The 15,910-nt window shown below is 43.1% G+C and carries 13 protein-coding genes; 4 read left to right on the plus strand and 9 right to left on the minus strand.

Annotated features, from left to right (window positions below):
• Positions 1–163: 163 nt before the first annotated feature.
• Positions 164–2,965 carry a bifunctional aconitate hydratase 2/2-methylisocitrate dehydratase gene (locus AC0L6V_RS06160; RefSeq protein ID WP_265221015.1) on the plus strand — a complete coding sequence of 934 codons (2,802 nt, stop codon included), beginning with the start codon at positions 164–166 and terminating at the stop codon, positions 2,963–2,965.
• A 218-nt stretch (positions 2,966–3,183) separates the two neighbouring features.
• Here AC0L6V_RS06160 and hpf read toward each other — a convergent pair whose 3' ends face one another.
• From hpf to leuC, 6 genes are all read right to left on the minus strand, one after another.
• The gene (gene hpf, locus AC0L6V_RS06165; RefSeq protein WP_409419539.1) at positions 3,184–3,582 is read right to left on the minus strand and encodes a ribosome hibernation-promoting factor, HPF/YfiA family; all 399 of its coding nucleotides are present in this window, start codon (positions 3,580–3,582) and stop codon (positions 3,184–3,186) included.
• Between the two features lie 344 nt (positions 3,583–3,926).
• Complete coding sequence (locus AC0L6V_RS06170) at positions 3,927–4,583, minus strand: YoaK family protein (protein WP_409419540.1); 657 nt, start codon at positions 4,581–4,583, stop codon at positions 3,927–3,929.
• Between the two features lie 162 nt (positions 4,584–4,745).
• Positions 4,746–5,864 (minus strand): aspartate-semialdehyde dehydrogenase, encoded by a 1,119-nt coding sequence (gene asd, locus AC0L6V_RS06175; protein ID WP_409419541.1) that lies wholly within the window; start codon positions 5,862–5,864, stop codon positions 4,746–4,748.
• A 78-nt stretch (positions 5,865–5,942) separates the two neighbouring features.
• Positions 5,943–7,022: a 3-isopropylmalate dehydrogenase gene (gene leuB / locus AC0L6V_RS06180; RefSeq protein WP_265221012.1), complete on the minus strand. Its 1,080-nt coding sequence runs from the start codon at positions 7,020–7,022 to the stop codon at positions 5,943–5,945.
• A gap of 29 nt (positions 7,023–7,051) precedes the next feature.
• Complete coding sequence (gene leuD / locus AC0L6V_RS06185) at positions 7,052–7,702, minus strand: 3-isopropylmalate dehydratase small subunit (protein WP_265221011.1); 651 nt, start codon at positions 7,700–7,702, stop codon at positions 7,052–7,054.
• Between the two features lie 11 nt (positions 7,703–7,713).
• On the minus strand, positions 7,714–9,141 hold the full coding sequence (leuC, locus tag AC0L6V_RS06190) for a 3-isopropylmalate dehydratase large subunit (protein ID WP_418138851.1): 1,428 nt from the start codon (positions 9,139–9,141) through the stop codon (positions 7,714–7,716).
• 93 nt (positions 9,142–9,234) lie between these two features.
• Between leuC and AC0L6V_RS06195 the strand changes: the two genes are divergently transcribed.
• Complete coding sequence (locus AC0L6V_RS06195) at positions 9,235–10,125, plus strand: LysR family transcriptional regulator (protein WP_265221010.1); 891 nt, start codon at positions 9,235–9,237, stop codon at positions 10,123–10,125.
• Here AC0L6V_RS06195 and AC0L6V_RS06200 read toward each other — a convergent pair.
• Positions 10,122–11,273 (minus strand): MFS transporter, encoded by a 1,152-nt coding sequence (locus AC0L6V_RS06200; RefSeq protein ID WP_409419543.1) that lies wholly within the window; start codon positions 11,271–11,273, stop codon positions 10,122–10,124. The genes AC0L6V_RS06195 and AC0L6V_RS06200 overlap by 4 nt on opposite strands.
• Before the next feature lie 187 nt (positions 11,274–11,460).
• On the opposite strand from AC0L6V_RS06200, the gene AC0L6V_RS06205 reads away from it, so the two are divergent.
• The gene (locus tag AC0L6V_RS06205) at positions 11,461–13,086 is read left to right on the plus strand and encodes an alpha-amylase family glycosyl hydrolase (RefSeq protein ID WP_265221008.1); all 1,626 of its coding nucleotides are present in this window, start codon (positions 11,461–11,463) and stop codon (positions 13,084–13,086) included.
• Positions 13,087–13,142: 56 nt separating this feature from the next.
• Here the strand turns inward: AC0L6V_RS06205 and AC0L6V_RS06210 are convergent, their stop codons facing one another.
• Both AC0L6V_RS06210 and AC0L6V_RS06215 read right to left on the minus strand, forming a co-directional pair.
• On the minus strand, positions 13,143–14,201 hold the full coding sequence (locus tag AC0L6V_RS06210; RefSeq protein WP_409419544.1) for an AI-2E family transporter: 1,059 nt from the start codon (positions 14,199–14,201) through the stop codon (positions 13,143–13,145).
• 12 nt (positions 14,202–14,213) lie between these two features.
• Positions 14,214–14,456: a sulfurtransferase TusA family protein gene (locus AC0L6V_RS06215; RefSeq protein ID WP_265221007.1), complete on the minus strand. Its 243-nt coding sequence runs from the start codon at positions 14,454–14,456 to the stop codon at positions 14,214–14,216.
• Positions 14,457–14,562: 106 nt separating this feature from the next.
• On the opposite strand from AC0L6V_RS06215, the gene AC0L6V_RS06220 reads away from it, so the two are divergent.
• The gene (locus tag AC0L6V_RS06220; RefSeq protein ID WP_265221006.1) at positions 14,563–15,906 is read left to right on the plus strand and encodes a M48 family metalloprotease; all 1,344 of its coding nucleotides are present in this window, start codon (positions 14,563–14,565) and stop codon (positions 15,904–15,906) included.
• The last annotated feature ends 4 nt before the right edge of the window (positions 15,907–15,910 follow it).

Consider the following 15,910-nt stretch of genomic DNA (forward strand, 5'->3'; position numbering starts at 1 on the left):
TACATTATTGTATCTAACCCTTGATGCCAATAACGATCTGTATAGAAAAAGCTAAGCAAAGGAATGACACAGGAAAGTTAGACACACTATTAGACAAACAGTGTGAACCTACATTCCATTATTAGCACATAACGTTATCGTAAATTATTATTCAGAGGTGCAAATGAGCTTATATTTAGAGTACTTACAAGAAATAGAGAATCGTAAAGGCCAAGGGTTGCATCCTAAACCCATTGATGACGGCAACTTGGTTGCTGAAATCATTGCTCAAATCAAAGATGAAAAACACGAGCACCGTAAAGAATCTCTTTCTTTTTTCATTTATAACACCTTACCAGGCACCACAAGCGCTGCAGTTGTTAAAGCCCAGTTCTTAAAAGAAATCATTTTAGGCGAATCCAGCGTAAAAGAAATCACCCCAGAATTTGCTCTAGAGCTACTTTCTCATATGAAAGGCGGCCCTTCTGTTAAAGTCTTAATTGATCTTGCATTATCCGATGATTTGGCTATCGCAGCACCTGCTGCTGACGTGTTGAAAACACAAGTATTCCTATACGAAGCTGACATGGAACGCATTGCATCCGCTTACAAAGCGGGTAATACCATTGCCAAAGACATTCTAGAAAGCTACGCCAAAGCTGAGTTCTTCACCAAGCTTCCTGATATAAGTGAAAAAATCGAAGTAGTAACCTACATCGCAGCGGAAGGTGATATTTCTACAGATTTGCTTTCTCCAGGCAACCAAGCACACTCTCGCTCAGACCGTGAACTTCATGGCAAATGCATGATCTCCCCACAAGCTCAGCAAGAAATCAAAGCATTGCAAGTTAAACACCCAAATGCGAAAGTTATGCTTATCGCTGAAAAAGGCACAATGGGCGTTGGTTCGTCACGTATGTCTGGTGTGAACAACGTTGCACTTTGGGCGGGCCAACAAGCAAGTCCTTACATTCCATTTGTAAACTTTGCCCCTATCGTCGCTGGTACAAACGGCATTTCTCCTATCTTCATGACAACGGTAGGTGTGACAGGTGGTATTGGTCTAGATCTTAAAAACTGGGTGAAAAAACTGGATGCCAATGGCAAGCCTGTACTTGACGCTAATGGTGATGTCGTTCTTGAGCAAGCTTATTCTGTTGAAACAGGCACAGTATTAACGATTAATACCAAAGAAAAGAAACTGTACAACGGCGATAAAATGTTAGTGGATATTTCTTCCGCTTTTACACCTCAGCAAGTTGAGTTCATGAAAGCCGGCAGCTCCTACGCTGTGGTATTCGGCAAGAAACTTCAAACCTTTGCGGCAGAAACTTTGGGCATCACAGCACCAACCGTTTACGCTCCAGCAAAAGAGATCTCTAAAGACAATCAAGGCATGACAGCCGTTGAGAAAATCTTCAATAAAAACGCAGTAGGCGTAAAATCGAAGAAAGCTCTTCACGCCGGCTCAGATGTTCGCGTTAAAGTAAACATCGTCGGCTCACAGGACACAACAGGCTTAATGACGGCTCAAGAATTGGAGTCTATGGCGGCTACCGTTATTTCTCCAAGTGTTGATGGTGCCTACCAATCAGGCTGTCACACTGCATCTGTTTGGGATTCAAAAGCACAAGCCAACATTCCTAAACTGATGTCTTTCATGCACAAATTTGGATTAATCACTGGTCGTGATCCCAAAGGCGTCTACCCTCCAATGACAGACGTTATACACAAAGTGTTGAACGACATTACTGTTGATGATACAGCGATTATCATTGGTGGCGACTCTCATACTCGTATGTCTAAAGGCGTTGCATTTGGCGCTGACTCAGGAACCGTTGCGTTGGCTCTGGCAACAGGTGAAGCCACTATGCCAATCCCAGAATCCGTCAAGGTAACTTTTAAGGGCAAAATGAAGAGCTACATGGACTTCCGTGACATCGTCCATGCTACGCAAGCTCAAATGCTTAAACAGTTTGGCGGTGAAAACGTCTTCCAAGGCCGCGTCATTGAAGTTCACATTGGTACATTGATGGCTGACCAAGCCTTCACCTTTACTGACTGGACTGCCGAGATGAAAGCGAAAGCTTCTATCTGTATTTCTAAAGACGACACACTAATCCAATCTTTAGAACTGGCTAAAAAACGCATCCAGATCATGATAGACAAAGGCATGGAAAATGAAGCCAAAACACTTCATCACCTAATCGATCTTGCTAATAAGCGCATTGCAGGCATCAAGTCAGGCGAACAGCCTGCTCTTGTACCAGACAATAACGCTAAATACTATGCTGAAGTTATTGTTGATCTTGACGAGATCATCGAACCGATGATTGCCGATCCAGATGTCAATAACGATGATGTTTCTAAGCGCTATACACATGACGTCATTCGCCAAGTGTCTTTCTACAAAGATAAACCGGTTGATTTAGGCTTCGTTGGCTCTTGCATGGTTCACAAAGGTGACATGCAAATCATCGCTCAAATGTTACGCAACATCGAAAAACAAAATGGCAGCGTAACATTCAAAGCGCCATTGGTTGTTGCACCACCAACTTATAACATCGTTGATGAATTAAAAGCGGAAGGCGATTGGGAAATCCTTAAGAAATACGCTGGTTTCGAATTTGACGACAGCAATCCTAAAGGTCAAGCACGTACTAAGTACGAAAACATCCTTTACTTGGAGCGCCCTGGTTGTAACTTATGCATGGGTAACCAAGAGAAAGCCGAGCCTGGTGATACGGTTATTGCAACTTCGACTCGATTGTTCCAAGGTCGTGTTGTAGCAGACTCGAACGAGAAGAAAGGTGAGTCACTGTTAGGTTCAACTCCAGTTGTTGTGCTTTCTACAATATTGGGACGTTTCCCAACATTGGAAGAGTACAAAGCAGCGGTTGATGGCATACACCTAACAGACTTCGCACCACCATTAGATGCAATGACAATGGCTCCAGTTGAGTTTATCCCTGCTACTAATATTTAATTATTACCAATTAAATAATGTGTAACATAAAAAAGCGATGCCTTACCGGGCGTCGCTTTTTTTGCACTGAATTTCATTTCGCCTATCCTTTCTTATTTTCCAGCTTATGGTAGGAAAATATAACTGTAAAAAGAGTGATGAATTTTTTCACACTATTTTTAAGCAGGCACAAAAAAGCCCCGCTATAAGCGAGGCTTTATCCTATAAGGTTAGGTTAACTAAATCACTTCACGCTCAACAAGCTCATCAAATTCAGCCTGTAACTGGCGCTCGATAGGACTTTCAACATCCTTAGCGTTAATGTGGTGTTGTCGACCAGCATTCTTAGGCTTCGCCTTATGCTTAATCAACTGTTTCTCTAACTTACTGACCAACATATCAAGGGCAGGTTTAAGCTGTTTTTCCGTTTGAACCATTGCAAAAAGATCATGACCAGGAATATGCACACTGGCTTCTACTATTAATTCATGAGTCCCATGCTTCTCTGTATTTAAGGTCACATTAATCGTCGTAATATGATTATTAATACGTGACAAGTGATCCATTTTTTCTTTTACTACTTCTTGAACTTCTTCACCAGATTGGACGTGGTGACCGCTGATATTCAATGTATACATAGAGAATTTCCTTCTGTTGTAATCAGGTTTTTTTATTAACTTACTTTCTGCTCTCCTCTGTGCCCTTTCTATAATCTATGGATGAATTCACTTAATTTCAATACCGATAATGTAAATACTTGCTCAAGATCATGAACAAAGCCAAGCATTTACAAAAACCACTACCCTCCTACTCAAAACACTTTACACATCAATATCATAACTCTAAAAATCTAGCAAATTTTTCAATACACTATATTTTAAAGACACTTATCATACACACCATTAACCATCCATTTCATTAACCATAGACGATAAATCTACATATCGATATCACCAAATGTGAAAAATTTCTGCGCCTCACTCTAAGAAGCGGTTGCCACAAAGCGATACAGAACAGCGAGCACAAAGCAGACAAGCGCCGGTATGGATAAAGCCCAAAAACTAAGTGCCAAGAACAACCATGACCCTAAGGCTCCGCCACAGATAAAGCCTAGTACAATAATAATAAATAAACATGCTTTACGTCGATCTAGAGGCTTACCTTGTAAAGCCTCTCCTAACATAATACCTAAATCAGTAAAAATACCAGTGAGATGGGTGGTTCGTACGATGGCGCCGCTGTAAGTAGTCGCTAGCGCATTTTGTAGGCCACAGGCCGCCGAGGCTAGATAATGCCCCGATGTATGATTATTTAACAATAAATACATCGCGATCAATAAAAATAGAGCCTCCAACACTAGCAAGACATCATAGAATCGCCCGAGCTTTAATGATCTACCTGTCAACATATAACCTGAAATCGCCGACCCTATAACAAAGCTGAGTAGAATCCCGATTAAATGCAACAAAGCATCTGACGATTGACTGAACAAAACACTCCCAATGAGTGTCGCCGTGCCTGATAAATGAGACACCGCTTGATGATGAAAGCCCAGTAGTGCAACCGCGTTAACACTACCTGCAACAAGCGCAAGCAAAAACGCGCCATACTCAACCCATTTAGGCAATCGAGACAACACTGCGCCTCCTAAAATGTTGTACTAAAAATCTATTTATACCGCTCTTCTTTTAAGCGATGCATTTCATTCTTCATAACAACACGCCATGAGCTACCTAGCAAGCAAAAAAAGCGCCAGTCACAAACGACTGACGCTTTTTATTAGCAAGCCTACTCAATAAAGCTAGTCATTGAGCAAAATTCGTAGCATACGACGTAAGGGCTCAGCCGCCCCCCATAACAACTGATCACCAACAGAGAAAGCGCTGATATACTCAGGCCCCATATTCAATTTACGAATACGGCCAACCGGAATATTCAATGTTCCCGTGGCGGCTGTTGGCGTTAAACGCTCCATCGTTGCTTGCTTATCGTTAGGCACCACACTGACCCAATCGTTATGTTGTGCCAAGATACCTTCGATATCCGCAACAGGGATGTCTTTGTTCAACTTGATAGTGAAGGCTTGGCTGTGACAACGCATCGCACCGATACGAACGCACAAGCCATCTACAGGAATAATTGCGCCAGTATTGCCTAGGATCTTATTCGCTTCAGCCTGTGCTTTCCACTCTTCACGGCTTTGACCATTATCGAGCTGAGAATCGATATATGGAATCAACGAACCCGCTAACGGCACGCCAAACTGATCAACAGGCATAGTATTCGAGCGCATTTGCTCAGCAACTTTACGGTCGATCTCTAAAATAGCGCTGGCAGGATCGGCAAGCTCTGCTGCAACAGAATTCTGCAGCATGCCCATTTGATTGATCAACTCACGCATGTGGCGTGCACCACCACCAGAGGCAGCCTGATAAGTCATCGACGTCATCCACTCGATATGGCCTTTTTCAAATAGACCACCCAGCGCCAACAGCATCAAACTCACGGTGCAATTACCACCTACAAAGGTTTTTACGCCGTTAGACAAACCTTGCTTGATTACATTTAAGTTAACAGGATCAAGCACGATAATAGCGTCTTTTTCCATACGCAAAGAAGACGCGGCATCAATCCAGTACCCCTTCCAACCCGCATTACGCAACTGAGGGTAAATAGCCTTGGTATAATCCCCGCCTTGACAGGTAATAATAATGTCCATTTTTTTCAACGATTCAATATCATTCGCATCTTGAAGCAATGGAATATCTTTACCAATTTCTGGACCTTTTTGCCCCGTTTGTGACGTAGTGAAAAAAACCGGATCAATATGATCAAAGTCTTTTTCTTCCATCATACGTTGCATCAACACGGAACCAACCATTCCGCGCCATCCGACTAAACCTACAGTGTGTTTTGACATGGTTAACGTTACCTTTTTTTGTGGGGCCGCTCATACCAAGAGCAGTATCCCTAATGAATGCCCAATATCACAGTGATATTAAGCTTTTAATGCAGCTAGAACCGCATCGCCCATGGCTTGCGTACTAACTGTTTCGCATCCTTTTGATGCTATATCTGCTGTTCTTAGACCCAAGTCTAGAACTTTACTCACCGCCGCTTCAATGGCATCCGCCGCGTCTTTTGCATCTAAAGAATAACGCAACATCATAGCAACAGACAAAATCGTCGCCAATGGGTTCGCAATTCCTTTACCGGCAATATCAGGCGCAGATCCGTGACATGGCTCATACATACCACGACCTTCAGCATTGAGTGATGCAGAAGGTAACATACCAATAGAACCTGTCAACATTGCAGCAGCATCAGAAAGGATATCACCAAACATATTGCCAGTAACCATTACATCAAACTGTTTTGGGGCACGAACAAGCTGCATCGCAGCATTATCAACTAGCATATGGCTCAATTGGACATCAGGATACTCTTTGGCCACTTCTTCCATGACTTCTTTCCAGAGCACGGTCACTTCTAGCACGTTGGATTTATCAATAGAGCACACACGTTTACCTCGTTGACGAGCGGCTTCAAAAGCAGATCGGCCAATGCGGCGAATTTCAGACTCGTTATAAACGTAGGTATTGAAGCCTTCGCGTTCACCATTTTCTAATGTACGAATACCACGTGGCTGACCGAAGTAGATGCCACCCGTTAATTCACGAACAATAAGAATATCCAAGCCAGCAACGATTTCTGGTTTCAAGCTAGAGGCATCCGCCAACTGTGGGTACAAAATAGCAGGACGAAGATTCGAAAACAGATCAAGATTGGAACGCAGTCCAAGTAAGCCTTTTTCAGGGCGAACCGACATATCCAATTTATCCCATTTAGGACCACCCACTGCGCCAAGCAAAATGGCATCGGCTACTTTCGCTTTTGCTAACGTGGTTTCGGGTAAAGGAGATCCAGTCTCATCATAAGCAGCACCACCAACCAAGGCACTTTCATGTTGAATATTCAGGGAGAACTGTTCATTTACCGCATCCAGTACACGAACCGCTTGCGTAACGATCTCAGGGCCAATACCGTCACCTGGTAAAACCAATACTTTTTTAGTCATTTCTTATCCTTAAAATCGATATCTTTTATTTATTGACCGCGTGGCAAAAAAAGCCATGGCGCATCTTTCATTCGTTTTTCTTCATAACGCTGAATAGCGGCATCTTGCTGTAGCGTCAAGCCGATATCGTCCAAGCCATTCAACAAACAATGTTTGCGGAAATTATCAACCGTAAACTCGAATGTTGCACCAGAAGGTGATGTCACGGTTTGGCTTTCAAGATCAATCGTGATTTGAGCGCCTTCACGAAGCGCCACCTCAGCAAACAATTGATCCACTTCCTCTGCTTGCAGCACGATAGGTAACAAGCCATTTTTAAAACAGTTATTGTAAAAAATATCTGCAAAGCTTGGCGCAATAATGGAACGAAAACCATAATCGTCTAAGGCCCATGGAGCATGTTCACGGCTAGAGCCGCAACCAAAGTTTTGGCGAGCCAGTAACACGCTAGCGCCTTTGTAACGGTCTTGGTTTAATACAAAATCTTTGCGCAATGGACGACCATCACACTCTTGATCTGGCTGTCCTTCGTCTTCGTAACGAAGCTCATCAAATAAATTTTTACCAAAACCAGTACGCTTGATGGATTTCAAGAACTGTTTTGGAATAATCATGTCCGTATCAACGTTTGCCAAATCCAAAGGAGCGGCTAAACCTGTGTGTTTAGTAAAGGGACGCATGCTCTTCTCTCCTAACTTTTAACAAACTCATTAACATCAACAAAGTGGCCAGCAATCGCAGCCGCAGCCGCCATAGCAGGCTTCACCAAATGCGTACGACCACCAAAGCCTTGACGCCCTTCAAAGTTACGATTCGAAGTAGACGCACAATGTTCACCAGCGCCTAGCTTGTCGGCGTTCATTGCCAAGCACATAGAGCAACCTGGCTCACGCCATTCTAACCCAGCGGCTTCGAAGATTTCATGTAAACCTTCTTTCTCTGCTTGTGCTTTCACCAAGCCAGAGCCAGGAACCACAATCGCTTGCTTCAAGCTAGACGCCACTTTACGACCTTTCACCACTTGCGCAGCAATGCGCAAATCTTCAATACGTGAGTTAGTACAAGAGCCGATAAAAACACGGTCTAGAATGACGTCAGATAACATGGTCTTACCTTCAAGCCCCATGTATTTCCAAGCACGTGCATAACCTTCTTTTTTCACTGGATCTTTTTGATCTTCGGCGCGAGGAATAGGCTCATCAATAGCGATCACCATTTCTGGCGAGGTTCCCCATGTAACCTGCGGCTTAATATCCTCAGCCTTTAACACAACCACTTCGTCAAATTTTGCATCTTTATCAGACACAAGATCTTTCCAAGCTTCGACAGCCATGTCCCAATGCTCACCTTTTGGCGCATAAGGACGACCTTTTACGTACTCAATGGTCGTATCGTCTACAGCGATCAGACCAACGCGAGCGCCCGCTTCGATGGCCATGTTACATACCGTCATGCGGCCTTCCATGGATAAAGACTGAATACCTGTGCCACCAAATTCAATGGCATAACCAGTACCACCCGCAGTCCCAATCGCGCCAATAATCGCCAAAACAACGTCTTTCGCAGAAACCCAAGGTGACAATTCACCGTCAACACGAACGAGCATATTGCGGCTTTTCTTTTGTACTAAACACTGGGTCGCTAACACGTGTTCAACTTCAGACGTACCGATACCATGCGCCAAAGCACCAAATGCACCATGGGTAGAAGTATGAGAATCACCACACACCACCGTCATACCAGGAAGCGTCGCACCTTGTTCTGGCCCAACAACGTGTACGATGCCTTGACGGATGTCTTTCATGTTGAATTCAGTAATACCAAATTCATTGCAGTTATCATCCAAGGTAGTGACTTGAATTTTCGAAACAGGATCTTCAATACCATCCACACCAGAAATACGCTCTTTCTTAGTGGTAGGTACGTTATGGTCCGGCGTTGCTAAGCTTGACGACACACGCCAAGGCTTACGACCAGCCAACCGAAGACCTTCAAATGCTTGTGGTGATGTCACTTCATGAAGCAACTGCAAATCGATATAAATCAATGCACTGCCGTCATCTCGTTGCTGAACAAGATGGCTATCCCACAACTTGTCATAAAGGGTTTTACCAGACATACGCTCTCTCCTCAGAAATCTATTGCGCTATCCTAAAACTTTGGCTTAAATTACTCAAATTCATATTTTTCATGTTTTGGATAATTTTTTGGAATGATAGACATCGCGGAACTACTTACGTTTATAAAAGTTGCCGAGACCAGCTCTTTTTCAGAAGCAGGAGATCAACTTTTTGTTACCCAACCCGCCATTAGCAAACGAGTAGCCTCACTTGAAAACAGCCTTGGTGTAAAACTTTTTGATCGTATCGGGCGGCAAGTACAATTAACTGAAGCGGGCATTCGCTTGCTGCCCAAAGCTAGAAAAATGGCTGAAGACCTGCAAGAAATCAAACGCAGCATGACATTACAGATGCAAGACGTCAGTGGTGAATTGCGCATATCTACCGGACATCATATTGGCTTGCACCGTTTACCTAAATCTCTCAAACGATTTCAAGAAGATTACCCCAGTGCGCAATTAGAAATTGAATTTGTGCAATCTGAAGAAGCCTACCAAGATGTTTTGAAAGGTCGAGCAGAGCTAGGGATTATTACCTTGTCAAACAAAGAAAACCCATTAATTGAATCCTTGCCTATATGGTCTGATCCACTGACCTGTGTCGTCAGTAAAGACCACCCTCTCGCTTTTTATAAGAACCTAACTCTTATTGAATTAGCACAACATGCTTGCGTTTTGCCCAATAAAAACACGTTTACTAGACAAATTGCCGAACAAGCCTTTGGAAAGCAGGGGCTAAAACCGAAAGTAAGAATGAATACAAACAACCTAGAAACATTGGCGATGCTAGTAAACATCGGCTGGGGTTGGTCACTCCTTCCCTCAACACTCGTCGATGAAAAGTTGGTTGTCTTAAACTTGCCTGATTTAAACGTGGAAAGAAAACTCGGTGTCATACATCACAAACAAAGAACATTGAGTCGTGCCGCCATCGCCTTTATTGAACTATTAAAAAGCGACGGCACAAACTTAGAAATGCACTAACGACGCTGGCTGAACAAGAGAATGCCTAACGCCAACGCACTCACACAAGACGCCAAAGTAAACACCCATGCGCCACCAATCCATTCCCATAAATAGCCGGCAACAACCATTCCTAAACCGCCCCCCAAGCCGATGGCAAAGGCGCTATACATAGCCTGACCTTGACCTGCGAAGCGCTCTGGAAATAGACGCCGAATCTGTTCGATAGAAACCATATGAAAGAGAGCAAAGGTTATACTATGCAGCAGTTGGGTAAAAATCAGCACCCATACCACGGAAGCAAACCATCCCACTAAAAACCAACGCACCATGCCGCAAATAAAGCACAAGGTAATAATGTGAACCACGTCAAAACGCTTGATCGTATTGCCAAAAAACAAGAATAATACGATCTCAATAACGACCCCCAACGCCATTAGTAAACCGATGTATTGGCCGCTGTAACCCGAGTTCGACAAATGCACCGCAAAAAAGACATTAAAAGGTGCATGAGACATAAATGCCAAAAACGCTAACCCAAAAAACAACATAGACTCTGGCGTTCTCACCAAAGCCAAAAAAGACGTAGTGGCTTTTTGAGTCTGGACCTCATAGGCCTGCTCTTTAAGGAAAAATGACGTCACTACAGCCAGTGCTAAAAATACGCACATAGTAGGAATAACGATTACGACACCAAACTGACCAATTAAAAAGCCCGCTCCCGTTACAGCAAACACATAGCCAATTGAACCACCAACCCGCAGACGAGTATAAGGCACATCTAAGTGTCGAATACTCCTCACTGCCAAAGAATCCGTCATCGGAATCAAAGCGGAATAAAACAAAGCCATCGTACAGGTTAATAGCCACAAGGTTTCAAATTGATCATTCCAATTAAATGGGATAACAGCAATAAAACAGCCTAAAATTCCAATTTGTAATATGCGCTTAGGAAGCCCTACTTTTGCAGTCAGCCACCCCCAAAAATGCGGTATCAAGATGCCAGACAAGGTAAAGGTCGACATCAACCTACCAATCTCTGACGCGGTTAAACCGATCGATTTATAATACAGGGAGATATAGGGCATCATTACGCCCACTAATGCACAAAAGAAAAAATAAAAAAAGAATAAAGGCCAAGCCACAGGGCGAGCATTATCAGAGAACATCACAGCTCCAAAAAATAACAAAATTGCCACTAAATAAAGCAACAAAAATCATGCATTAATTATAATCATTGAGTATGCTGCAATTATGTCAAAAAAGCACGACAGAGAATGGGACCAATCCTCTATAAATCTAAGAAATTCTGTTAGCAATGACACCAAAACATCCCTATTACAGTGAGAAGGAATCATGATGATGAATCAAGAATGGTGGCGCGGCGCGGTAATTTATCAGGTTTATCCTAGAAGCTTTTTCGATTCAAACAACGATGGTATCGGTGACCTTCCAGGCGTCACCCAAAAAATGAGTTATATTGCCTCACTGGGGGTCGACGCGATTTGGCTATCGCCTTTCTTCACTTCTCCGATGAAAGACTTTGGTTACGACGTCAGTGATTATTGTAACGTTGATCCTATCTTTGGCACGCTAGAAGACTTCGACCAGCTGATTGAGTCTGCTCATCATCATGGCCTTAAAGTGATGATAGACCAAGTGCTTAACCACAGCTCCGATCAACACCCATGGTTTGTCGAGTCACGCAGCAGTCATGATAACGCGAAAGCCGATTGGTATATTTGGGCAGATGCCAACCCTGATGGCACGGTACCTAACAACTGGCTGTCTGTTTTTGGTGGTCCAGCTTGGCATTGGGACAGCCGCCGTCGCCAATATTATCTTCATAACTTTTTAGACAGCCAACCTGATTTAAACTTCCACAACCCTGATGTCGTCGATGCCCTACTTGATACTGTCGAGTTTTGGCTAAAACGCGGTGTTGATGGTTTCCGTCTTGATACAGCCAACTATTACTATCATGATATAGAGCTAAGAAATAACCCACCTAAAAAAGACGTCGTAGAAGGAAGTATTGGTGTCAGACTAGACAATCCTTACGCCTATCAACTACACCTTTATGATAAATCCAGACCTGAAAACATTGGCTTCCTGCAGCGCTTGCGCAGTCTATTAGATAAATACCCAAATACCACCACAGTTGGCGAAGTCGGTTGCGATTTTGCTTTAGAAACCATGGCAGCGTATACCCAGGGTAAAGATAAGCTACACATGTGTTACTCGTTCGACCTCCTCACTCATGATGCTTCAATGACACACATTCGCAATACCATGGAGACGATAGAGGCCGGATTAGGAGATGGTTGGCCCTGTTGGTCCATCGGCAATCATGACGTAGAACGGGTAGCAACTCGCTGGGGAAAAAACCACGATGCCATTGCCAAAAGCAAAATCTACATGGCCATGCTATTAACCCTAAGAGGAAGCGTTTGCTTATATCAAGGTGAAGAACTTGGTCTACCAGAAGCTGAACTGACGTTAGATCAACTAGTAGACCCTTTTGGTATTGCTTTTTGGCCAGAATTCAAAGGACGTGACGGTTGTCGAACCCCTATTCCATGGAAAAACGAAACGCTGGGAGGCTTTACCCAGTCTACGGTGCCTTGGTTACCCATTGCTGACACCCAACGTCCACTGGCCGTTAACGAACAAGAAGGCAATCGCCACTCCGTTCTGCATGCCTACCGTGACTTTCTTCATGTAAGACGCAACCACGCAGAATTACGCCATGGTGACATTGAATTTATGTACAACGATGACACCACACTGACATTTCTGCGTGCTTATAAGAGTAAGCAGCTTTACGTCGCTATTAATACCGCCAATCAAGACATTATTTTACCTGTCGAACTTAAACTGTCTGCTTTGATATTGCCTGAAGCAATACACAGTGGGTACATCGACGGCAATACCGTTGTTCTTCCTCCATACAGCATTCTGCTGGCGAAAGTAATCCTCTAAAAAAAGCCCTTTCTTAGCAATAAGAAAGGGCTATCAGTAATATACTGTGATAAAAGTTAGGCCAACTGTTGCTGATCTGGCCAAGCATTAATGATGGCCTTCACCAAGGTGGCTAAGGGAATCGCAAAAAAGATGCCCCAAAACCCCCATATACCGCCAAAAAACAACACAGCAACAATGATGGCTAATGGGTGCAAATTCACCGCTTCAGAAAACAACAAAGGCACAAGTACATTCCCATCTAAAGCTTGTACGACTAAATAAGCGATCACAACATACACAAACTCACTCTGAGTGCCGTACTGATAAAAAGCAACGAGTACCACAGGCACTGTCACCGCCGCTGCGCCTATATATGGAATCAACACCGACAGTCCAACCAAAAGAGCAAGCAATTCAGCGTATTTCAAACCAAACACCAAAAATACAATATAGGTTACGATCCCCACAACTAGCATTTCGATGAACTTACCGCGAATATAATTAGCAATTTGTTCATTCATTTCATGGGCGATATTACGCATCATTTTTCTTTCTTTTGGTAACCATGACGTCATATAAGTGAGAATTTTCTGCTGATCTTTGAGCAAAAAAAACATGACCAGAGGCACAAGCACCAAATAAATAATTAACGAGAACAAAGATGGAATACTGGCAATCGAAAAAGAGACCAGCCATTGCCCTAGATTTGTTGATTCATTTGCTAGCGAGTTAATCACCTCATCAATGGCGGCTTCGCTAACAAAATCCCGATGACCTTCCGCAAACAGTTGTACCTCATGACGTATATCCGTGAACATGCGGGGCGCATCCTGCACAAGGCGAACAGCCTGACGCCAAATAATCGGCACCATAACACCGATGAAAACACCGCATGCGGTTATAAAAGCAGAAAATACAAGAAGCACTGAAGTAACATGACCAAGACCCAAACTTTGCAATCGATCCACCAGGCCTTGCAGTAGAAAGGCGAGCACAATGGCAATCAGTATCGGCGCTAAAATACCACCCCAAAAAGCAAAAACACACAAGGTCGCAATCATCAGAAGCAAGAAAACAACCACTTCCTCATTTGAAAAATATCGTTTAATCAGCGTATCAACAATTTTAAACATATCGAATCCGTTTCAGCTTTTCTGAATAACAAAGGTATAGACAGCATTATCTTCCTGCATCGACAATAAAGACAATCCAACCAAGGTCACATATTGAGGAATATCTTTTAACGAACCAGAGTCTGTCGCTATAACACACAGTCGCTCCCCGACAGCCATTCTGCTTAACGCCATCTTGGTCTTTAGCAAAGGCATTGGACAACGATCTTCTCTTGCATCCAAGATTACGTCATACTCTTCGTATAGATCGTTCATTTTATAACTTACTCAAAAATACATTAGCCATATTATGAGACTATTTTCAAACGTTACAACAAGCTTAACCATCTTAGCCATTGTTTTTACAAGCACTTTCTCAAGTATGTCAAATGCAAACCTTCCGGATCTTGAAGCCAACAAGGACGAGAGGGCATTATCTAATCCCTCTTACATACTTGGACAGCACTGGTTTAGAAAACTGAATGGCAGTCGCGCCTTAATCGATTTCCCACCCGCTTACGACTATTTGAAAGATGCGCTTTCTCATATCCTGCCACAGACAAATCTTTACAATACCACTGTTGAAATGACGTTGCTCAATAGCACCCAAAGTAACGCCTTTGTCATTCCTGGCAATCACCTTTTTATCTATTCCGATATTATGGAAATGATCACCAGTGAAGACATGCTCTATGGATTATTAGCACACGAAGTGGCCCATTTAGATCTTCGACATTATGAACGCCAAACAAAACACTCTAGTGAAGAGCTTAGCAAAACGTTAGTCATGTTAGGCGCTGGGATTGCAGCGGCTCTCGCCGGAGCAGGTGGCGATGCGACTACTGCACTATGGTTAGGTGGTATCGCAAACCAAGCCGAAAACACACTAACTTACAGTCGAAATCAAGAGCAGGAAGCAGACAGACGTGGGCGAGAATACCTAATTAACGCCGGTCTACCACCAGAAGGCATGACCAAACTCTTTCAAGCCTTTTTTAAACAAGCCCTAGGCAGACCAAAATTAGAGTTTTTGTCCACCCACCCATCACCAAACTCTCGTCTCTCTGATTCATTCAGCACAGACACTCAGGAAAGTATACTAAACAGTCGCCCCCAGAGTGACTTTGATTATTTCCGGGCTAGTCTGCTTGCGTACAGAGCTGGCTTAGAAGACAGACCATTGGCGTACTTGGACCAAAGAATCCAAGACAATGATGTCAGAAACTTTGCCAAGGCACTCTTTTCTTATATTGTCCAGTCACCCGAACGTGCACTAAGCTTCTTAAACAAGCTAGAAAAGCACAATAAGTTTACAGATTACCTGCAAGCCCTAAGCTTTATCGCTGCAAATAACGCAGAAGAAGGATTGGTTATTATTAACCGACAATTAGAACTTTCTCCCAACAACATCCTTTTCTCTATGTTATACGCACAATCCACCCAATCAAAACCCATTAACGTATCATCTGACTATATCTATGAAAAACGTCTAATTTGGCGTGCTAATATTCAGTACTATCAATCCAGAAACAATATACCAATGGCATTAAACTACCGCGCACTATTAGATTTCAGCCAAGGAAAAGACAAGACTGCTCAGTATTTAATAACCCGAGCAGAGAAAGATGCTACAGAAAATGAAAAAAGCATCATAAATAATACAATAGAAGAATTTAAAATAATAAATGAAGCAGAAAAACAAGAAGATTTAGAAGAAGAAAATTAAAGCA

Source organism: Marinomonas sp. G8-14 (assembly GCF_055808935.1).